Origin of the sequence: Synechococcus sp. WH 8101, from assembly GCF_004209775.1 — a bacterium.
Lineage (GTDB): Bacteria > Cyanobacteriota > Cyanobacteriia > PCC-6307 > Cyanobiaceae > Synechococcus_C.
Window position 1 is genome coordinate 1,829,061 of sequence record NZ_CP035914.1, and the last position, 20,137, is coordinate 1,849,197.

23 protein-coding genes are annotated in these 20,137 nt (G+C 65.0%); 7 read left to right on the plus strand and 16 right to left on the minus strand.

All coding sequences use genetic code 11. The features are described from left to right. Window position 1 precedes the first annotated feature (1 nt). From SynWH8101_RS09705 to psaM, 3 genes are all read right to left on the minus strand, one after another. Window positions 2-1,009 carry a protochlorophyllide reductase gene (locus SynWH8101_RS09705; RefSeq protein ID WP_130129596.1) on the minus strand — a complete coding sequence of 336 codons (1,008 nt, stop codon included), beginning with the start codon at window positions 1,007-1,009 and terminating at the stop codon, window positions 2-4. Window positions 1,010-1,062: 53 nt separating this feature from the next. Next, window positions 1,063-1,449, minus strand: coding sequence for a hypothetical protein (locus SynWH8101_RS09710; protein ID WP_130129597.1), 387 nt, complete (start codon window positions 1,447-1,449; stop codon window positions 1,063-1,065). A gap of 69 nt (window positions 1,450-1,518) precedes the next feature. After that, window positions 1,519-1,623 carry a photosystem I reaction center subunit XII gene (gene psaM, locus SynWH8101_RS09715; protein ID WP_007101959.1) on the minus strand — a complete coding sequence of 35 codons (105 nt, stop codon included), beginning with the start codon at window positions 1,621-1,623 and terminating at the stop codon, window positions 1,519-1,521. Between the two features lie 81 nt (window positions 1,624-1,704). Between psaM and SynWH8101_RS09720 the strand changes: the two genes are divergently transcribed. Then, window positions 1,705-2,178: a CRR6 family NdhI maturation factor gene (locus SynWH8101_RS09720; RefSeq protein WP_130129598.1), complete on the plus strand. Its 474-nt coding sequence runs from the start codon at window positions 1,705-1,707 to the stop codon at window positions 2,176-2,178. Here SynWH8101_RS09720 and SynWH8101_RS09725 read toward each other — a convergent pair. Further along, window positions 2,166-2,939, minus strand: coding sequence for a TSUP family transporter (locus tag SynWH8101_RS09725; protein WP_130129599.1), 774 nt, complete (start codon window positions 2,937-2,939; stop codon window positions 2,166-2,168). The genes SynWH8101_RS09720 and SynWH8101_RS09725 overlap by 13 nt on opposite strands. 91 nt (window positions 2,940-3,030) lie before the next feature. On the opposite strand from SynWH8101_RS09725, the gene SynWH8101_RS09730 reads away from it, so the two are divergent. Beyond that, entirely contained in the window at window positions 3,031-3,702 is a 672-nt protein-coding gene (locus SynWH8101_RS09730) for a lipoate--protein ligase family protein (protein WP_370586987.1), read from the plus strand. Here the strand turns inward: SynWH8101_RS09730 and SynWH8101_RS09735 are convergent. Beyond that, the gene (locus SynWH8101_RS09735; protein ID WP_130129601.1) at window positions 3,675-4,964 is read right to left on the minus strand and encodes a site-2 protease family protein; all 1,290 of its coding nucleotides are present in this window, start codon (window positions 4,962-4,964) and stop codon (window positions 3,675-3,677) included. The genes SynWH8101_RS09730 and SynWH8101_RS09735 overlap by 28 nt on opposite strands. Before the next feature lie 64 nt (window positions 4,965-5,028). Between SynWH8101_RS09735 and SynWH8101_RS09740 the strand changes: the two genes are divergently transcribed. Continuing rightward, entirely contained in the window at window positions 5,029-5,703 is a 675-nt protein-coding gene (locus SynWH8101_RS09740; RefSeq protein WP_130129602.1) for a phosphoribosylanthranilate isomerase, read from the plus strand. Between the two features lie 26 nt (window positions 5,704-5,729). Beyond that, window positions 5,730-6,242: a hypothetical protein gene (locus tag SynWH8101_RS09745; protein ID WP_130129603.1), complete on the plus strand. Its 513-nt coding sequence runs from the start codon at window positions 5,730-5,732 to the stop codon at window positions 6,240-6,242. Between the two features lie 5 nt (window positions 6,243-6,247). On the opposite strand, the gene folE is transcribed toward SynWH8101_RS09745, so the two are convergent. The 6 genes from folE to SynWH8101_RS09775 form a co-directional block, all read right to left on the minus strand. After that, window positions 6,248-6,994 (minus strand): GTP cyclohydrolase I, encoded by a 747-nt coding sequence (gene folE, locus SynWH8101_RS09750; protein ID WP_130129604.1) that lies wholly within the window; start codon window positions 6,992-6,994, stop codon window positions 6,248-6,250. 12 nt (window positions 6,995-7,006) lie between these two features. After that, window positions 7,007-7,714, minus strand: coding sequence for an SDR family oxidoreductase (locus tag SynWH8101_RS09755; RefSeq protein ID WP_130129605.1), 708 nt, complete (start codon window positions 7,712-7,714; stop codon window positions 7,007-7,009). 24 nt (window positions 7,715-7,738) lie between these two features. Next, window positions 7,739-8,731: an acetyl-CoA carboxylase carboxyltransferase subunit alpha gene (locus SynWH8101_RS09760; protein ID WP_130129606.1), complete on the minus strand. Its 993-nt coding sequence runs from the start codon at window positions 8,729-8,731 to the stop codon at window positions 7,739-7,741. 20 nt (window positions 8,732-8,751) lie between these two features. Beyond that, window positions 8,752-9,792: a long-chain acyl-[acyl-carrier-protein] reductase gene (locus SynWH8101_RS09765; protein WP_130129607.1), complete on the minus strand. Its 1,041-nt coding sequence runs from the start codon at window positions 9,790-9,792 to the stop codon at window positions 8,752-8,754. A gap of 143 nt (window positions 9,793-9,935) precedes the next feature. Then, entirely contained in the window at window positions 9,936-10,667 is a 732-nt protein-coding gene (locus tag SynWH8101_RS09770; RefSeq protein ID WP_130129608.1) for an aldehyde oxygenase (deformylating), read from the minus strand. A gap of 74 nt (window positions 10,668-10,741) precedes the next feature. Beyond that, window positions 10,742-11,575, minus strand: a complete 834-nt coding sequence (locus SynWH8101_RS09775; protein ID WP_130129609.1) for a creatininase family protein — start codon at window positions 11,573-11,575, stop codon at window positions 10,742-10,744. 68 nt (window positions 11,576-11,643) lie between these two features. Here SynWH8101_RS09775 and SynWH8101_RS09780 point away from each other — a divergent pair, with 68 nt between their 5' ends. Genes SynWH8101_RS09780 through pgeF form a run of 3 tightly spaced genes read left to right on the plus strand, consistent with a single transcriptional unit; the run spans window position 11,644 to window position 14,635 of the window. Further along, on the plus strand, window positions 11,644-12,939 hold the full coding sequence (locus tag SynWH8101_RS09780) for a S1 RNA-binding domain-containing protein (RefSeq protein ID WP_130129610.1): 1,296 nt from the start codon (window positions 11,644-11,646) through the stop codon (window positions 12,937-12,939). Then, window positions 12,936-13,850: a Tab2/Atab2 family RNA-binding protein gene (locus SynWH8101_RS09785; protein WP_130129611.1), complete on the plus strand. Its 915-nt coding sequence runs from the start codon at window positions 12,936-12,938 to the stop codon at window positions 13,848-13,850. The genes SynWH8101_RS09780 and SynWH8101_RS09785 overlap by 4 nt, the downstream gene beginning before the upstream one ends. Continuing rightward, on the plus strand, window positions 13,847-14,635 hold the full coding sequence (pgeF, locus tag SynWH8101_RS09790) for a peptidoglycan editing factor PgeF (RefSeq protein WP_130129612.1): 789 nt from the start codon (window positions 13,847-13,849) through the stop codon (window positions 14,633-14,635). The genes SynWH8101_RS09785 and pgeF overlap by 4 nt, the downstream gene beginning before the upstream one ends. A gap of 4 nt (window positions 14,636-14,639) precedes the next feature. Here the strand turns inward: pgeF and SynWH8101_RS09795 are convergent, their stop codons facing one another. From SynWH8101_RS09795 to ilvB, 5 genes are read right to left on the minus strand one after another with little or no spacing between them, the layout of a single operon-like run. After that, the gene (locus SynWH8101_RS09795) at window positions 14,640-16,313 is read right to left on the minus strand and encodes an NAD(P)/FAD-dependent oxidoreductase (protein ID WP_130129613.1); all 1,674 of its coding nucleotides are present in this window, start codon (window positions 16,311-16,313) and stop codon (window positions 14,640-14,642) included. Between the two features lie 30 nt (window positions 16,314-16,343). Continuing rightward, on the minus strand, window positions 16,344-17,606 hold the full coding sequence (locus tag SynWH8101_RS09800; protein ID WP_254427936.1) for a histidine kinase: 1,263 nt from the start codon (window positions 17,604-17,606) through the stop codon (window positions 16,344-16,346). A gap of 29 nt (window positions 17,607-17,635) precedes the next feature. Further along, on the minus strand, window positions 17,636-17,896 hold the full coding sequence (locus SynWH8101_RS09805) for a GIVxVP protein (RefSeq protein WP_130129614.1): 261 nt from the start codon (window positions 17,894-17,896) through the stop codon (window positions 17,636-17,638). After that, complete coding sequence (locus tag SynWH8101_RS09810; protein WP_130130465.1) at window positions 17,897-18,256, minus strand: nuclease; 360 nt, start codon at window positions 18,254-18,256, stop codon at window positions 17,897-17,899. Further along, entirely contained in the window at window positions 18,256-20,109 is a 1,854-nt protein-coding gene (ilvB, locus tag SynWH8101_RS09815) for a biosynthetic-type acetolactate synthase large subunit (protein ID WP_130129615.1), read from the minus strand. Before ilvB ends, SynWH8101_RS09810 begins: the two co-directional genes overlap by 1 nt. Between the last annotated feature and the right edge of the window lie 28 nt (window positions 20,110-20,137).

Sequence of the window (20,137 nt, forward strand, 5' to 3'; positions counted from 1 at the left end):
ATCAGGCCTCCGCCGATAGCCCCACCAGCTGCATCGAGAGATCCCAGACCCGTTGCGCCGTGTGTGGGTCTGTGGCCTTGTCAGACAACTCCTGACTGAACTGACGACCATCCTTCTTCTGCCGATTGCCCCAGCTCCAGTGCACTCCAGAGGTGCCAAAGTCTGGATCCGCAACGACCTGGGCCACCCGCTCCCCGGCCAGGGCCTGGGTCACATACCCCCCGGTGATGTTCTTCTGGAACCAGGGGAAGATGGTTTGAAATGCTTTCGGTGTGTTGCGAAACAGGGGTGTGTCAGCCACGCAGCCGGGGTAAAGAGAGCTGAACACGATTCCTGTCGGCTCATGCAGGCGCCGATGCAGCTCCTGGCTGGTGATCATGTTGCAGAGCTTGCTGTCTTTGTAGGCCTTGCCGGGCTTGAAGGTCTTGCCGCTGGCCATGCTGATCGGAGCCTGGAACCCCTGCTCGAAGCCCGACAGGTCGCCAAGATCGGCCGGCGCGGGGATGGGAATCTTGCCGCCCAGCTCCTTGGAATTGGCGGTGACCGTGCCGAGGATCACTACCCGACGTGACGGGTGACTGGACGCCTGAAGTGTGGGCAGCAGCAGCTGAATCAGGAGAAAATGGCCGAAATGATTCGTGGCCATCGAGATCTCGTAGCCCTGGGGGGAGCGCTCCGGCTCCTTGAGGCGGGGTTTATAGACGGCGGCGTTGCAAACCAGGGCGTCGAGTTCACCAGGGAGGGAGCCGATCAGGGTCTCAACGCCGGCCCGCACACTGTCGAGATCGCCCAGATCGATGCGCAGATGATGCATCTGAGCGGAGGGAAGCCCCAGAGACTCCGCGGCCTGGGCGGCCCGCACTGGGTCGCGATTGGCGGTCACCACACGCCAGCCCCGATCGACCAGGGCCTTGGCAGCATTCAATCCCACGCCGGACGTGGTTCCCGTGATCAGCGCCGTGCCCGGAGTGGCGGTGGAGGCAGCTGAAGAAGCAGGAGAAGCAGCCATCAGGGCGGGCCGAGAAGGTTCAGAGAGCCAAGGTAACCGCAACACTTGGCGACTCAGCGCCAGATCACACGCAGACGGTTGGGTTCAATCCACTGATCCTGCTCATCCATCAAGCGCTGGTCGCCACCAAGGGTGAACAGGCGATCAAAGCGCTGCTGCAGTTGGCGCAGCTTGCCGGTTTCCACGTCAACAACAGCAGCCAGTTCGCTGTGTCGATCCAGTCGCTGTTGATAAGCCATGGACAGCTTGACCAAGCTGACCACGCCCAGAGCGACCAGACCGAACTTCACGGTGAGTGCCAGGGCACTGCAGAGCAGTTCTCGGCGCTCCGTCTCGAGTTGCAACTCAGAAGCCAGGGAGGCGGCGGCGTGGGGTCGACGCTGGGAGACCTCGCGACCTTCACGCCGCTGACGGGACGACTGAGCCAGGGATGACGCCACCAGGTCGTTCGCGCGGATGACCGCTTGTAACGCAGCCCGTGGGACCTGCCAAGAGGCCCGATCCTGGGATCAGGCGCGATAGAGGCTGACGCAGAGACGCACAGCCAACACACCGGCGTGGGCCGCCACCACCAGAGCGATCAGCACTTCAGCTTGGGTAAGGGAGCTGGCCATGACGTCGAGAGAAAAACACCACCATTGTTCTCCCAACTCCAACGCAGACGCCATCATTCGCAAAGGCCTGTCACACCGCCCATGTCTGTTCTGGTCTCGCAGGAGGGAATCCGCCGCCTGGATCTCACGCCCCTGCAGGACTGGCTCCACACCCCCCTGAGCGAGCGCCTGGCCGCTGGGCCGGTGCTGGAGTTGCGTTACGACTGGCCCCGCGACGGGGACGATCCGCGCGAACTGAGCGAATGCCCGGAACCGCGACTCTGGGCCCTGCGCGCCGATGGTCGCTGCCCCTGGCTACCGCTGCTGCTGGAACGCCAGGGGGGCTCCCTGGCGCAACATGTGGCGATGCTGGTGCCCCACACCTTCAGCCGTAGTGAAGGACTGCGCTTCGACCCCCAGGCCCTCGAACTCTGGATCACCCACCGCCTGATCCTGCTCGACACGCTCGCCAGATCGGAACGCGCATCCCAGCGCGGCAACCTCACCTTGATGGCCCAGAGCCTCGGCTATGAGCTCGATCCAGGCTTCTGGCAGCTGCTGGATCAGGCGCCCTGATGCAGGGCGAGCATCACGGCCCGGCGACCGCTGTCGATCGCCAGCAACAGGGAGAGTCCTCGGAGCATCCAGGCCAGACGGGCACCGCCCACCCGATCGAGCCGGGAAGCCGTCCACTGGGCCGCCACAGCCGCCACAGCCCCCAGGGCAAGGCCCAGCACAGGCACGCCCCGAGCGTCTCCCAGAAACTGGAGGGACGCCGCACTGGAGGAACAGGCCACGGCCAAGGTGCTGAAGCGGATCGCCAGATGAATGGGCACCGCCAGCCCGCGCACCATCAGGGGCACCATCACCAGGCCGCCGCCCAGACCCAACAGCCCCCCGGCCAACCCCGCCACCCCTCCGACGGCCGCCAGGGGCGCCAAAGGCAGCGGGCGAGCATCAACCTCCTCAGAAGCCGCGGCATCCGCCTGGATCGTGAGCGCGAGCATCAAATACAACAGGGCCTGAAGACCGAGCAGATGCCAATCCGCCGCAAAGCGCCCGAGCCGGCTGAACACCAAGGCCGCCAGAAACGCCGCCAGACCGATGGCGAGTCCAGGCCGCAGCGGCAGGCGGCGACGGCGCACATGGGAGAGCGTGCCCCCGAGGGCCGTGGGAACGATCGCGAAGGTGCTGGTGGCCAGAGCCTGATGCGGCGTCAGCCCCATCCAGAGCAACAACGGAGCGAAGATCAGACCGCCGCCGATTCCCAGCAACCCCGCCAGGGCACCGGCCAGCAGGCCCAGGGGCACCACCACCAGTAGATCCCCGAGCTCCATGCATGCCAAGACAACATCCGCATCCTGCCGCTCCAGCCACCCAGGGGAAGGCTGGCGACTGCCATTCCTGGAGTTGGATGGGCCCGAGCAAATGGCCCTGGATCGGTGGTTGCTGGAGCGCAGCGTGCAGCAGCCCGACAGCGGCCCCGTGTTGCGCTTCTACGGCTGGCGCGGCCCCTGGCTGTCGTTGGGACGTCACCAGGGCCGCCTACCGGAGCACTGGCGAACGATGGCCGCCGCCGGCTCCGTGTCCCTGGTGCGACGCCCCAGTGGCGGTGGCGCAGTGCTCCATGCCGGCGGGCTCACCTACGCCCTGATCTGGCCCCAGGCGCCCCGCCACCGACGCCAGGCCTACGGCTACACCGCCGCCTGGCTGATAGACGGCTTCCGCCGACTCGGGTACCCGCTCCAGTGCGGCGAACAAGCGGCTGAGGCCGGAGCCAGGGATTGTTTCGCCACGGCAAGCCCGGCGGACCTGGTGGACGCGCTGGGGCAGAAGCGCATCGGCAGCGCCCAGTACTGGCGCCACGGCCATCTGCTCCAGCACGGTGAAATCCTGATCGAACCGCCGCCGCAACTCTGGATGGAACTGTTCGGCGGTCCAGCACCGGACCCACTGCCTGGGCTGAGCCGCAAGCAACTGATCCAGGCCCTGCAAACGAGCCTGGAAGAACGCTGGGATCCTCTGCGCTGGATCGACAAGACCCTGATGCTGGAAGAGGGGGAGCTGAACCCTTACCGACTGGAGACTCGGCCCACCTGAACGGTGCCGTCGTCCTCGAGCAGCCCCGAAGCACGCATCGCCTCAACCGCCTGAACAAGGGGAAGGCCGAAGGGATAGGTGTTCTGTCGCCGGGCCGCCTGCAGCAGCGGCGGTGGCAATCGCAAGGCCATGGCCTTGAGCACGGCCTCTCCCAGATCACTGCGATCAAGGGTGCCACCGGGCAGCCCGGCCCGATTGATCACCAAGAGGCGACCCTGCGGGCTGGATTCCAGCGCCGGAACCGCCTGCCAGAGCGGTGCTGTCTCGGCAATGGAGGGGAGCTCGGTCAGGGGCTGGAGGTGATCCGCCAGGCGCTGGCGGTCCCATTGCTGCACAGGCAGATCCCTGAGGGGCGCGTCGGTGACATAACCCACCCAACGACCGTCGCGCGTCACCAGCACCCAGTCACCGAGTGGATCGGCGCCGTCGCTGTCATCCGCACCGGCCAGCCGCAGCTGGGACAGGCGGCGCAGGGGCTGATCGGCTTCAAGCACCCGAAACCGACGGCTGGCCGCCTCGGCCACGGTGACACGGCGCAGCACCTGCTGCAGCGCCAGGATCTGGCTCTGGCTTCGGGAGGCGCCGAGACCGAACCAGCCCAGCATCACCAGCCAGAGCGCACCGATGCCACCTCCACGCAGAAACATCCAGGCTCCGAGCACGATCGCGAACAGAGACAGGAAGCGGCCCGTGGCGGTGGCCACCTGGATCCCCTTGCGCTGGCTCCCGGTCCATTGCCAGACCAGAGCCTTGAGGATCAATCCCCCATCCAGGGGGAGTCCGGGCAGAAGATTGAACAGGGCGAGCACCAGATTGAGCGCTCCCAACTGGCCCACCAGGTTGCCGAGCAGGGGGCTGACGTGACTGGCCTGATGCATGGACGACAGGAACAGCCCAGCCAGCACAAGGCTGACCAACGGACCAGCGGCAGCCACCCGCAGGGCCCCCATCGGAGTGGGGCACTCCCGTTCCACGCTGGCGACACCGCCCAGGAGAAACAGGGTGATGCTGCGCACCTTCACACCTTCCTGCAGCGCCACAAGGGAATGGCCCAGTTCGTGCAGCAACACGGACGCGAACAGAAGCAGGGCCGTGAACAACCCCAGCAACCAGCTGAGCCAGGGACCGCTCGCCTGAGCGGCGGGCAGCGAAGCGACCTGATTCTGGAACGCGAGCGTGGCCAGCATCAGAATCACGAACCAACTGGGATGCACCCGCAGGGGAATACCCCTGATCCGCATCAACTCCCAGCCCTGACCCACGCGTCAACCTCCACCGGGCTGTGCAGTATCCCGGAATGACTTCATCCTAGAAACAGTTCCTCCGATGTCCCGATCGCCCCTCGCCCTCAAGATCTGCGGACTGACGGATCCGGCCCAGGCTCTGGCGATCGCCGCCCTCGGCGTCGATGCCATCGGTGTGATCGGCGTTCCTGGCTCCCCCCGCTATCTCCCGGAGAGGGAACGTCGTGAGCTGTTTTCGACCCTGCAGCGCCACCATCCCGCAGTCCTGCGGGTGTGGGTGGTAGCGGATCTCGAGGATGGGGCCATCGCAGCCGGGCTGAGCGGCCCAGGCCGCCCGACGGTGGTGCAGCTGCATGGATCGGAGACCCCGGAGCGGTGCCTCTGGCTGAGGCGACACCACCCGACACTGCAGTGGTGGAAAGCGCTGCGCATCCGGCAACCCGCCGATCTGGATCAGCTGATCCGCTACGCCGAGGCCGTGGATGGCTTGCTGCTGGATGCCTGGAGCCCCGAGCAATTGGGGGGCACCGGCCATCGCCTCGATCTGCACTGGCTCGACACCCTTCAGGACCGCCTGCCGGCTGGCATGCCGTGGTGGCTGGCCGGCGGCATCAGCGCCGAATGGGTTCCGGAACTGCGCCAGCGGGTGGAGCCCCATGGCCTCGATGCCTCCAGTCGCCTGGAAACGGCCCCCGGGGTGAAAGACCTGCAACGGGTCAAGGAACTGATCGATGCCATCCGCCCTGGAGCGGGATAAGTTGAGCGCTTCGATTCAGCATTCGGATGGGTTCTGCCCCGCTTCGCCTCGCCACCCTCGGTGTGGCTTCCCTGCTGCTGGTGACCCAGGCGAGTGCGGGCCGCGGCCAAGGCATGTTGGCCGGATGCCGCCTGGTGAACGGCAGTCTCCAATGCGTCCCGGGCCTCACGACGAGCCCGCAGCAGCAGATTCAGATCCTGGACGGGGAAATCAGCCAGGATCAACAGGAGGAGGGAGCGATCGAGCAGACGATCCAAAACCTGAAGCGTTTCGAACTGGTGGGGGAAGCCAGGCAGGGAGCGTTGATCCGCGCCGAGCTGATGCTTCAGGGGGACAACGTGCAGGAAGTTCACATTCACTGGTACCGGCGCCAGGGCGATGGCTCCTGGATCCTGGTGGATGACATCAGTGAAAGCACTTACCGCATCGGGCCCGATGATGCGGGCGCATCAGTGATGGCGGTGCTCACCGTCCAAACCGACGACGGAACGGTCCGACGCCTGCAGAGCAACGCCATTGGACCGGTACCAACAATCTGAGAAGCTCAGGTGCTCAGAAGAGCTTCCTGCTGGCGGACGAGTTCAAAGAATTCCTGCTTCAGGCTCGGATCGTGACGGAAATCGCCGCGCACCACTGAGTTGACCATGCTGGTTTGCGGTTCACGCACACCCCGCCACTTCATGCAGTAGTGCTGGGCTTTCACGATGATTCCGAGCCCCTGGGGTTCGCAGAGTCGCTCGATTTCATCCGCAAGGATCATCACCGCTTCTTCCTGAATGTGCGGGCGTGAAAACACCCAGTCGGCCACTCGCGTGAACTTGGAGAGTCCGATCACACGACTGCCTGGCTTGATCCCAATCCAACAGTTGCCCATGATCGGCACCAAATGGTGAGAGCAGGCAGAGCGCACCGTGATCGGTCCGACCGTGTAAATCTCATCCAGCTGTTTCACATTCGGAAAACTGGCGATCTTCGGCTGCTGGTGATAGCGCCCTTTGAACACCTCGTGGAGATACATGCGAGCCACGCGCTCAGCAGTTTCCTCGGTGTTGTGATCATTCTCGATGTCAATCACCAGAGCACGCAGCAGGTCGCGCACGCGGTCCGCCACTTCCTGCTCGAGCCCTTCGAGTTCTCCGTCGAGAATGTGATCGGCAATGTTGTCATTGGCCAGAAACGTGGCGCCGGCAGATCTGAGTCGGGCACGAATGCGCTCAGACATCGACTGCGACAGCAAGGGAGCTGTCTCACGGCTGAGTCCGTTGGCTGAAGCAGGAAGCGTGGAAGTCATGAAAGCCGGTTATCAGAAAGCGCCAGTCGCTGGCATCAGAGTGAGATCCTCGATCACCTGCGTGGCGGGTTGCTGGGCGAGGTGAAGAAGGGCTGCCGCCGCCTGTTCGAGAGGAAGCATGGCACGGCGGTCGAAATCGCTCTGCACCGTGGACGAGTCCCAGAGGGGGGAATCGACAGCACCGAGTGTGAGCGTGCAAGCCCGAATTCCATGCGGGCGCTCCTCCTCCGCCAGACATCGGGTGAAGCTAGCCAGTGCCGCCTTGGTGGTGCAGTACGCACCCCAGCCGGGAAAGGCATGGCGGGCGGCATGGCTGCTCACATTGATCACCAAACCTCCGGAGGGGCGCATCACGGGCACCACCGCGGCACACATCTGGAAGACGCTGGTGAGGTTGAGCTGGAACAACCATTGCCAGCGCTCGAGAGGCATCGCGAGCAGATCACCGGTCCAAGCGGCACCGGCATTGTTGATCAGCACGGAGGGGCGCAGCCCCTCACTCAAGAGGGCGGCGACACCCTCAGCGATGGCCTCGGGATCCGCCAGATCAATCGCCCGATAGCGAACGTTTCGCCCGGATGCAGACAACTCGCTGGCGAGGGATTGGAGTGCCGCTTCACTGCGGGCGACGAGAAGCAGATCCCAGCCCGCCTTGGCGAACTGTCTCGCGGCGGCGTGACCGATGCCTCGAGACGCTCCGGTGATCAGAACAGAGGGCAAGATGCCGTTGCAAGCCTCGACACCTTAGACAGCGTGATCGTTCTCCGACGCGGCCCCCGTGGAGAGAACCCGCCCCATCGCTCTGAACTTGCGATAGCGCTGCTCGCGCAACGTGTCGACTGAGAGCCCATCGAGTTCGCCCAGATGGCGCTCGATCGCCTCCTTCAGCACCTCACCGGCCTGAAGCGGAGCCCAGTTGTTCCCACCAGCCGGTTCCGGAAGCACCTCATCCACCACCCCCAGCGTGCAGAGATCAGGACCGGTGATGCGCAGGGCCGCTGCTGCCTCCGGCGCTTTAGCGGCATCACGCCAGAGGATGGAGGCACAGGCCTCGGGGCTGGCCACCGTGTAGACGCTGTGTTCAAACATGAGCAAGCGATCGGCGACTCCAATGCCGAGCGCACCGCCGGATCCCCCCTCCCCGATCACCGTGGCGATGATCGGCACCCGCAAGCGGAACATCTCCCGCAGATTCACGGCAATCGCCTCTCCCTGCCCCTGCTCTTCGGCCAACAGGCCGGCATAGGCACCGGGTGTATCGATGAAGCTGAGGATCGGCAATCCGAACCGATCGGCGTGATCCATCAGGCGCAACGCTTTGCGGTAGCCGCCCGGCGTGGCCATGCCGAAATTACGGGCCACATTTTCTTTGGTGTCGCGTCCTTTCTGATGGCCGAGCAGAAGCACCGCACGGTCTCCGATCCGACCCAGGCCGCCAATCAGGGCCTGGTCATCGCTGCCGCGACGGTCGCCATGGAGCTCAACCCAGTCATCGCAGAACATCTGGATGAAATCCAGAGTGCTTGGCCGGTGGGGGTGGCGGGCCACCTGGATTTTCTGTGAGGGGGTGAGATTGGAGAAGATCTCCTCACGGCGTCGCGCCGCCAGGGTTTCGAGCTGGAGCAGCTGCTGGCTCACATCCACCTCAGAATCCCTGGCTAGCTGGCGGATCTGCTCGATCTGCTGCTCCAGTTCCACCAGGGGCTTCTCGAATTCGAGCAGGGGACGACGGGCCATGGAAGGTGGGGGGAAGAAAGTCAGGCAGCGGCGACCTGAACAGGAGCACTGAGGTTGAGGGTGGAGAAGCCGTGTCGACGCGATGCCTCACCAATGAAATCCATTTTCTCGAGGGTGATGTTGTTTCTCCCCCAGCTGAAATTGGTGTGGCAAGACTCAAATTCGAGCAACATCGCCTCTGCAAAGCAGGCAAACATCTGACGCTGCGGTTTCTCCATTTCCGCCAGCTCCATCATGTTCCAACCAATATCACTACCGAATTCAACAATGCCGCCTTTGAGCACATGCACGCCGGATCCGGCGATCCGGGCATCCAGGTTTTTGGGATAGCCGCCGTCGATCATCAGGCAGGGCTGACGCAGGCTGGCGGCATCGATTTCCAGCGTCCTGGGCATGCTTGCCACCCAGACGACCACATCCGCTTCGGGGAGGGCTTGGTCAAGGGAAAGGATGCGACCGCCACCCAACTCGTTCTGCAGGTCGAGGAGGGGCTGCGGCTGCCGCGCCACAAGCAGCAGCTCTGCCACGCCCGTGCGTTGAGACAGCCACCGGCAAACGGCACTGCCGATATCGCCGGTGGCCCCCACCACAGCGACACGGGCTTTCGAGAGATCGATGCCTAGGCGGGGAGCATTGATCTCAACTTGACGGCTGATCACCCAGGCCGTGTGGGTGTTGCCGGTGGTGAAGCGCTCCCACTCCAGGGTGGTGCTGCGCACATGTTGATGCTGCAGCAAATTGAAGTTCTCGAAAATGATCGAGGTGAAGCCGCCGAGAGCCGTGATGTTGATGCCCTTTTTCTGAGCCAGTTCCATGGCATTCAACACCTTGCGCCGAGCCGTCTTGAAACGGCTGAGCATCTCCGGCACGAAACAGGAATCGATGTAGGCCCCCGTGATGGTTTGGCCGGTGGGGCTGGTCACATCAAACGTTTCCACCAGCTGGGGCGGGGCACTGCACCACACATCAAGATCGCCATCGGCGATGTGATCGAACCCGAGCTCGGAAGCCTTCTGCCTGGCGGCTTCAAAGCTGGTGGAGTGTCCGATCAGACCAAACATGTCCCGCCGACGGTCAAAAGAGAAAGGAACCAGGGCCCAACCGAGCGGCGGACCGGTTGGCCATGCTCCCACGAAAGCATGTATCCGAAACTACGTGACAGTGCACGCAGCGGTTCCGGCAACGTGGGAGCTGGTGAAGTGGATCAGACCGCGAGGGCAGCCGCGGCCATGCGGGCAATGTCACGGGAGCTGAAACCGATCTCGCCGAGGGCCTCTTGGTAAGCGATCAGGAAATCTTCGATCAGATCTTCCTTTTCCATCTGCAGCACAGCGGCGTCGGCTGCCACCTGCTCCAGCATGGAGCGGATCAGGGGCAGGTTGGCCTTGTTGGCCTCCATCAGCTCAACCTTGCTGGCCTCGAAATTGGCCTTCAGCCATTCCTGGCCGTAATTGAGGTGGGTGTACTCATCCTTCACCACGCCTTCGGTGATCTTGCGAGCGAAGGGATCCGCCACCGGGATATAGATGTGATAGGCGGAAATGGCGAACGCTTCAATCAGCAGCGCCTGAATCAACAGGCAGGTCACCACCTTGCCCTCTTGGAGAGCCGTCTGGAAGTTCCCGTGCAGGGGCGCGAAGAATTCCTTGGCAAAGGGAAGGTCTGCCTCAACGCCAAGATTGCGGCCACAGGAGGTGAATCCCTTCATGTGCTTCATCTCCATCCGGGCGAGACGGGCCAGCTCATCCTTCTGCTCAGGGATCAGCGTGCCGAGGGCGATGTAGTTGTCGTGCGCTTCCTGCTCACCCTCGATCACGATCGCATTGATGCGGCTGTAGGCATCCTTGTAAGCCTCGCTGGTGAAATCAGGCAGCTGGGAGCCTGCATCCATTGAATTTTCGAGAACGGCGACCTCAGACGTCTCAAGGGTCGGCATGGGTCTCACAGAACTAGCAATGGATCCGACTGTAACCAGCACATCCGCGGTTGGACTGCTGATGCGTGGTGAGATCACCACCTCGGGACGGAGCCCGGAGCTTCAGGGCGGGGCGGCCAGTCACTCGCCAGCAGCCGTTCGAGGCGATCGCACCAGTGGTCCACCAGGGCAGCCTCCAGGGCTTCCCCCAGCGACCTGGACGCGCCTCGGCTGTCACCGATCACGCCGCTGTCACTGAGATCGCGGCTCATCCAGGCCCAGGGAGCATCGCCCTCCAGGCTCCAGCCAGCCGGTGGCGTCACGGCAGCGTCGAGGCGCTGATGCTCCCCATCCACGGGGCGCTCGGAACCGACCAGATCCGGAGCCAACTGCAGCATCAGGCTGGTTTCTGCCAGGCCGGCATGGAGACCGGTCTGTAATTCCGGAGCGGGAATCAGATCCCCGATGCCGTCGACACCGGCCCAGAGAAAGCAAGGCAGCACAGCCAGGGCCGGCCGGCTGGCCCGCAGGCTACGGGCCGCTGTCTGTAGCAGGGCGATCTGCCCACCATGGGCATTCAGCATCACCAGACGTTGCGCACCGGCATCGGCCAGCTGGCACCCCACCTCTTCAACGAGACGCATCAACAGTTCTGCCGACAGGGAGAGGGTGCCGGGGAAGCCGAGGTGCTCCGGGGAGAAACCGATCGCCTGCACCGGCAACGACCAGACCGGAAGCGCATCCGGCAGGCGTTCCAGGACCGCCGCGAGGATCCGCTCCGCGAACAGGGCATCAGTGGCCAGCGGCAACTGGGGGCCATGTTGTTCGCAGGCACCGAAGGGCCAGACCACCGTGGCCCCCTCCCGAAGCAAGCCGGTGCGCACCTCCGGCCAGGCGAGACGGTCCAGGCGCCGTTGCGGCTTGGGCATCAGACAAAAGGGCGCAGGACACCCCACCCTGCCTGTCAGACTGACCGATCGACGACCCCCCAGGGCCCATGGCCGGATCCGGCAGTCCGCAGCCCAAGCAGCCGAAGCCACCCGCTGCGGCTGCTCCGCGCAAGCCCCAGCTGGTGATGCACATCAGCAAGAAAGAGGAGCAGGATCGCCTACGCCGCGAGGCGGAGGATGCCCGAGCTGCGGCCGTTGCAGCCGAAAAGCGAGCCCTGGAGCTCGAGCAGGCGGCCCAGGCGGCCGGTGTGGTGCCGGCAAGCGGGCCGAGCCGGCCCGTGGCGCCGAGCCGGCCGGGCAGCCCTGTTAACACGGACGAAAGCCGTTTCGACACCGCGGAGCTCGAGGGCCTCTCGATGGCGGATCTGCTCGGCCCCGCAGACCAGCAGAGACGTGCGGGAAGCGCGTCCCGGCAGGAGTCACCACGGGATGAATCGATCAGCCGCAGCGTTGACGATTTCGACTTCGATGAAGATGCCTTCCTCGCGGCACTCGATGCCAACGAACCGGTGGGAACCACCGGTGAAGTGGTCACCGGAACGGTGATCGGCCTCGAGAGCGACGGTGTGTATGTGGATATCGGCGGCAAAGCGCCGGGGTTCATGCCCAAGAGCGAATGCGGCCTGGGGGTGATCACCAATCTCAAGGAGCGTTTCCCCAAGGGCCTGGAGGTGGAAGTGCTCGTGACACGCGAGCAGAACGCGGATGGCATGGTCACGATCAGCTGCCGCGCCCTCGCCCTGCGCAAGAGCTGGGACAAGGTGAAGGAGCTGGAGAAACAGGGCAAGGTGGTTCAGGTGAAGATCAGCGGTTTCAACCGCGGCGGTGTCACCTGTGACTTGGAGGGCCTGCGCGGTTTCATTCCCCGGTCCCATCTGCAGGATGGGGAGAACCATGAAGCCCTGGTGGGCAAGACCCTCGGGGTGGCCTTCCTCGAAGTCAATGCCGACACCCGGAAGCTTGTGCTTTCAGAGAAGCGGGCGGCCACGGCGGCCCGCTTCGCCGAACTCGAAGTGGGCCAGTTGGTGGAAGGCACCGTGGTGGCCGTGAAGCCCTACGGCTTCTTCGTCGATCTCGGCGGCATCAGCGGCCTGTTGCACCAGTCGATGATCACCGGCGGCAGCATGCGCTCACTTCGCGAAGTCTTTGATCAAGGGGATGCCGTGAAAGCCCTGATCACCGAACTCGATCCGGGCCGCGGTCGGATCGCCCTGAACACCGCCCTGCTGGAAGGTCAACCCGGTGAGCTGTTGATCGAGAAGGACACCGTGATGGCGGAAGCCGCCGATCGGGCCAACAGGGCTCGTAACGTCCTCAGGCAGCAAGAACAATCTGCCGGATGATCACGGCCGAACCCGCCTCCAGTGATGGCAGCGCCGATTCCCGAAGCAGCCGCCAGGCCGATTGGGAGCTCGACTTCTACTCACGTCCGATCCTGGAGGCCGATGGCAAAAAACGCTGGGAGCTGCTCATCACGGGCAGTCCCGATCGTTCCGGCCGCCCCCCCTTCCGCTATGAGCGTCGCTGCCCTGCAGGAGAGGTGAATTCCACCTGGCTGGCCTCAGCCCTCCGGGACGCGCTTGATCTTGCCCTGAGTGAAGGATGGTCACCACCGCAACGGCTGCGTTGCTGGCGCAGTGCCATGCGCACCATGGTGCAGCGGGCCGGAACAGAACTTGGTCTGGAAGTCCGCCCCAGTCGGCGCACCTATGCCCTGATCGACTGGCTGGCCCAGCGGGAACGGGAGGTGTACCCGGCTGAAGAGGGCTTCATGGCCGGGCCTCTGGCACCCTCACCGGCGCCGACCCCCACCCCAGCACTCCCCCTGCCGGAAGCGGTGCGCGGCGATGCCTGGAGCTGGGCCTCGCTGCCTCTCGGCAGCCTTCGCGACGCCGAAGACTGGCCCCTGGGCTTCCACGACCTGCTGCCGATCCCCGATGCTCTGGCAGCGGATCACCCCGTGCCCGGGCTTCGCTTGTTCAGCCGCAGCCGCGCCCTCGCCCTGGCGGGTTGGCTTGGTGGCCTGGAACCCGTTCGCCTGCGGGTGGAGGGCTGCCAGCTGGTGCTCGACGCCGGGCAGGACGACGCCTGGCTGGTGACGGACCTCGAGCCTGAGGCCGCCCACACCACACGGCGTGAGCTGGACACGGCACGGGAGCAGATCGGTGGTCTGCAATTCATCGCTGTGCAGACCACGCCTGAAACCCCTCGGTTTGAGGGGTTCTGGATGCTGCGGGATCAACCGGAACCATGACCGGGCTGAGCAGCGATCCGTTGGCCCAGCCCGACAGCCGCTTCAACCTGCTCCAGGGGTGGACCTGGATCGGCTGCTATGGCGGCTACTACCTCAGCGCCGACCTATTGCAGGAGCAGGGGTTTGAGCATGGCTTCTTTACCCGCCGCTGGCAGGGACGGGACCCCGATGCCCTGGCGGCCTATGTGTCGGCCGGCGTCAGCGTGCATCGTCCGCAACAGGTGCATGGCGCCTTGGTGCTAGAGGCCTCCAAGGCCAAGGGGCCACCCTGGCCCGCTGCCGACGGTCTGGTGAGTGATCGGGGAAGCCAGAGCCTCTGGGTCTGTGGCGCCGACTGCACCCCGGTACTAATCGCCGATCCAGGCCATGGCCATGTGGCCGCCTGCCATGCCGGCTGGCGTGGGGTGGCCGCCGGCATCCTGCCCGAGGCCATCAGCCGACTGGAGCAACGTGGTGCCCAGCGGGAGCAGCTGGTGGTGGCCCTGGGCCCGGCAGTGAGCGGTCCCCGTTACCAGGTGGCCCTCGATGTCGCCCAGCAGGTGCTGGCCAGCGTGCCTGTGGATCACCAGGCCGGCATCGTGTCGGACGACCCGGAACCCGGGCGCTGTCGCCTCGACATCCGCCAAGCCGCCACGGCCCAGTTGATCGGCGAGGGACTGCAACCTCAACACATCAGTCGCTGCCCGCTCTGCACCGTCAGCGAACCGGAGTTGTTCCACTCCTGGCGCCGGGATCAGGTGAAGGCGGTCCAATGGAGTGGCATCGTCTCCCAGGCCGCCAGCTGACCGCTCAGCCCGTCTCAGCTGCGAGAATCCGCAACGCCACCGCCTCCGCAGCGCGGATGCCATCAATGGCTGCCGACAGGATGCCGCCGGCGTAACCAGCCCCCTCCCCCGCGGGTGTGAGCCCCAGGGTGTTGATCGATTCGAAACTTGAATCGCGAGGCAGCCGCACGGGAGATGAGGTGCGGGTCTCCACGCCGGTGAGCACAGCATCCGGATGGTCATACCCCTCCAGGCGCGCGGCGAACCGAGGGATGGCCTCCTGCAGAGCTTCAATCATCGGCGCCGGGAGGGCACTGCGCAGATCAGCGGGCCTGGTTCCCGGTTGATACGACGGTTCAATCGTGCCCAGGCTGGTCGAGGGCCGATCGGCGAGGAAGTCGTCCAGGCGTTGCACAGGAGCGCTGTGATCGCCACCGCCGAGGAGAAAGGCCCGCTCCTCGAGCGCACGCTGAAACGCCACACCGGCAAGCGGATCGCCGGCATATCTGGCGAAAGCGGTCAGTTCCTCCGCATCCACCGGCACCACCAGACCACTGTTGGCATTGCGCTCATTACGGGTGTGCTGACTCATGCCGTTGGTGACCACTCGACCGGCCTCGCTGGTAGCTCCGACCACCAGGCCCCCGGGGCACATGCAGAAGCTGTAGACGCAACGTCCGTTGCTGGCGTGGTGAACCAGCTTGTATTCCGCCGCACCCAGCCGCAGATGGCCCGCCTGCGCTCCCCAGCGGGCCTGATCGATCAAGGGCTGGGGGTGTTCGATCCGTAGGCCGACGGCGAACGGTTTGGCGTCCATCGCCACGCCGATCCGATCCAGCATGTCGAAGGTGTCGCGCGCCGAGTGACCAGGGGCGAGCAGCAACTGGCGACAGGGAACGGTCGTGCCATCGGCCAGGCTCAGGCCCACCAGGCGCTGAACCCTGCCATCGGCTCGGGGCTCCGGCAGGGGCTCGAGCTGGAGCTCCTCCACCTTGGCTCCGAAGCGCACCTCACCACCGAGCGCTTCCACCCTGGCTCGCAGCCCCCGCACGACGGTGGCGAGCTTGAAGGTGCCGATATGGGGCCGATGCACCGTGAGGATCTCGGAATTGGCCCCGCACGCCACCAGCTCCTCCAGCACCTTGCGTCCGTAATGCTCCGGATCGCTCACCTGGCTGTAAAGCTTGCCATCGGAGAAGGTGCCGGCTCCGCCCTCACCGAACTGCACGTTCGATTCCGGCTTGAGAGACGCCGTTCCCCTCCAGAACGCGAACGTATCGGCGGTGCGTTGGCGCACCGGCTGGCCGCGCTCCAGCAGGAGAGGCCTGAAGCCCATCTGGGCCAGCACCAGGGCAGCGAAATAGCCGCAGGGGCCAGCCCCCACCACCACAGGGCGCTGCTCGATCCGGTGCGGGAATCCGGCTGGCGCCTGTGCCACCGGGCGGTAAGTGGTTTCAGGCGCCAACCGGATGCGCTGATCACCGCGATGCCGACGGCGCAGCGCACTCTCCCCACGCACCTCCACATCCACGCTGTAGATCAGCTGGATGCGGTCGCGACGACGCGCATCGATGCTGCGTTTCACCAGGCGGTGGCGAATCAATTGCTCCGGAGGCACACGCAACCTGCGCAGAATCGCCGCCTCCAGATCTTCGGGCCCGTGATCGAGGGGGAGCCGAACTTCGCTCAACCGCAGCACGGCCGTTGCCCGCCAGACCTCCTGAAAACCTTACTGAGTGGCGATGAGGCGAGTGAGAGCCTCCCCTGAAGGTGCCTGGGCAGGCCGAAGATCAAGGCCGCTGCTCACCCCCTCCAGACGCACAGCCTGGCCGGTTCGTCGGCGCACGATCGCCTCACAGAGCGGCAGGGATGAGGCGCCTGGATCCATCCAGCCAAGGGGATCACGGGTGCCTTCCGAGGACACAGGAGCGGGGGCCACCGAGGCCAGCGCCAGCAGGCGAGCGGTGTCGTAACCGGCTCCGGCTAGCTGATCGGGTTGCTGTCCGTAACGCTCCTGAAAGCGATGGGCAAAGTTCTCCCAGCCCGGACCGACGGCGGGCCGGCGCAGGGCCAGCTGGGGCCAGGGCTGCTCCTTCAGCTCCGTGACCTGATCGGAAGAGAGCGGCCAGATCCAGGCGGGAGCGGCCGGAGCGAAGGCACCATCGCGCTGAGCACGGCGGAGCGCCTCGGCCAACCGTCCCTGGGGAGGCGCTGCCATCACCAGGGCATCAGGCGCCAACCAGGCCAGGTCCTGCGCCAGCAGTCGCAGGCGGTCGGGATCAACAGGGTCCACCTCCTGAACCAACGCATCGGTGTAGGAGAGCACCTGACCCCCTTCTCCTTGCACCAGGCTGATGAAGGGGGCGGCAGCATCCGCCTCCATGGTGCCCGGATCGCTCACCACCACCATCCGGGTCCAACCCCGACGGATGGCGTCCTGAGCGAGAGCCCGCAGATCGGTGTCGCGTGAAGGCAGCAGGGGCGAGAATCTGGTGCCGGACTCAAGGGCTTTGAGGCCCTGCAGTGAGGTTCCCCTCTGGAAGGGCAGCAGCACCCGGCTGTCGGTAGTCTCCGCCAGCTGAGCGAAGGCACGCAAATCGGCAGCGAAAGGAGCCACCAGCAACGGCGGTGCCATGCCGGAAGGGAACGCTGAGCCGGGGTCGCTGTCCCAGGGCAGCGTGCGCCAGTCGACGCTGACGGGCTGCAGGCCACAGGCCCGCACGGCCGCATCACCGAGCTGAAGACCTTGGAGGAAGGAGACCCTGGCTCGAGCCGGACCATCCGCCAGCAGGATCGCAGCTGCGGAGAGGGGCCGCTGACTGGCCGCAATCACCTGACAGCCCAGCAGACTGGCCGTGATCAGGAACAGCCGGGCGAAGGGCCAGCGTCGCCATGGCAGCGCCCGCAGGAATGGCGCAGCCTTTGATCGCTCAGACCCCGTGGAGGCGTGATCAACGCCGGTGTGGGTTGGAGCCTCCGACGAGGCAGCCATGGCGATACACAGGGCAGTGACAATGCAACCTAGGGAGAGGAATCGGATTCGTCCGGGATTGTGATGGAATCCCCGGGATCAGAGTCCCGTTCGGGTTCAGCCTCGGCTTCGGCTGCTGCCGGGAGCCACAACGCCGCCAGGCCAGCCAACAGCAACATCACACCCAAACCCAGCGCCAGGGAGCGATTCTCACCCGCAGCATCGGTCCAGACCGCCGTGCTCAGAAAAGCAGCGCCCAGGAGCACACAGGGCACCATCACCACTCCGGCAGCAACGCGATTGCGCCCCATTCAGAGCTGGGCAGAGGTGCAGGTGTCACGCCCGAATCCGGCGGCAACCAGTCCCTGCGACAGATCCCTCTCCTCACCGAGAGGCGTCACCCTGGCCAGAAGGACGCCATCGTCGCTGCCTTCAGGGCGGAGGTTGACCCGACGCCGGCGGGGCAGCTCCTGCTTCAACCAGGCCAGGGCTTCAGCCTCTGACGCCGGATCCACGGCGACGCAGGCCAGGCGCACCGTATAGGTGCGGTTGTGATCGCCCACCTGCAGCAGGGATGGCGTGCGCACCTGCAGTACCTCGGCCGCTGCGGCGTTGAAGGGCATCCACAGCAGCATCAAGACCAGCACACCGGCCCCGAACCAGCGACCCATCAGAGCGAGGCCCCGCAGGAGGGGCAAAAACGGTGCTCGTGGGCGGTGGTCGCCCCACAGGCGGCACAGGAGCGGGTCGTGTCCATCGCCAGTTCGGGGTGGGCGGGCAGGCCCACCATCTGAGCATTGCTCTTGCCCGGCGGCACCATCGGATAGCAGTTCTCGCCCCGGCGAACGTGCACATCAATCAGCATCGGACCCGGTGCCTGGAGTGCGGCGCTCAGATCGCTCCGGAGGACCTCCCGATCACTGATCTTCACCCCGTCGACACCGAAGGATCGAGCCAGAGCAATGAAATCAGGCATGCCATTGAGCATGTCGGAAGCGGAATAACGCTCGTCGTAGAAACTTTCTTGCCACTGGCGCACCATGCCCTGCCAGTGGTTGTTCACAATCACCACCTTCACCGGCAGGCCATAGGCCGCCAGAGTTCCCAGCTCCTGAATATTCATCAGAATGCTGGCGTCACCGGCAATGCAGATCACCTGACGTTCCGGGCAGGCCATCTGGGCGCCGATCGCTGCCGGCATGCCGAAGCCCATCGTGCCGAGACCTGAGCTACTGATCCAGCCGCGGGGTCCGTTGCGCAGGTATTGCGCCGCCCACATCTGATGCTGCCCCACATCGGTGGTCACGATGGCGTCATTGGAGCAATCACGCACCGCCATCAGCACCTCCTGGGGGTAAATCGCACCCTCCGGCTGGGGCACCACCAGGGGATAGCGCTGCTTCCAGGCCTCGATGCGCTGCAGCCAGGCGGCCGTTCGGGGCTCCTCGTGACGTTGCAGGCTCATCTCGACCATCCGGGCAAGGCTGAGGCCGAGATCGCCGAGCACGGCCACATCCGCCTGCCGGTTCTTGCCGATTTCCGCCGGGTCGATTTCGAAGTGGATCACCCGCGCCCGTGGCGCGAAAGTGTCGAGCTTGCCGGTGACACGATCGTCAAAACGGGCTCCGACCGCAATCAACAGATCACACTCGGTGACAGCGAAATTGGCGTAGGCGGTGCCATGCATGCCCAGCATGCCCACCGACAGTGGATCGTTCTCATCGAAGGCACCCTTTCCCATCAGGGTGGTGGTGACAGGAATCTGGAACCGATCCGCCAGCACGCGCAGGCTGTCGTGGGCGAAGGCGGAAATCGCTCCACCCCCCACATAAAGAAGCGGGCGGTTGGCCTGTTCGATCAGATCCAGAGCTGCAGCAATCGCGCCATCTTCCGGAGCGGCAGGCTGGCGGAACCCGGCCGGGATCACCGAGCCGGGTTCCACAGGCACATAATCGAATTCCTCCTGGCCCACATCCTTGGGAATGTCGATCAGGACCGGACCGGGGCGACCGCTGGCGGCAATCAGGAAAGCCTGGGCGACGATCGCACCGAGATCCGCAGGGTCACGCACCACCCAGGAGTGCTTCACGATCGGCAGCGTGATGCCGAAGATGTCGGTTTCCTGGAACGCATCGGTGCCAATCGCCGCCCGAGGCACCTGACCGGTGATCACCACCATCGGCACCGAGTCCATCTGGGCCGTCGCGATCCCGGTGACCAGATTGGTCGCCCCAGGTCCCGACGTGCCGAAGCACACACCGACCTTGCCGGTGGCGCGGGCATAGGCATCGGCAGCGTGGGTGCCGGCCTGCTCATGCCGCACCAGAATGTGTCGGACCCAACCCTCCCGCTCGGCCACATGGAGGGCGTCGTAGATGGGCAGGATGGCACCGCCTGGATACCCGAAAATCGTGTCGACCCCGTGTCGACGCAGGGCATCCATCAGCGCCTCAGCGCCGGTGATTCGGCGGTGACCGCCCTGATCGGATGCTTGGGAGACCGAGGGGGCGGAAGTCAGGGTCACTGCGGCATCACACGGGTCTGACCCTCAA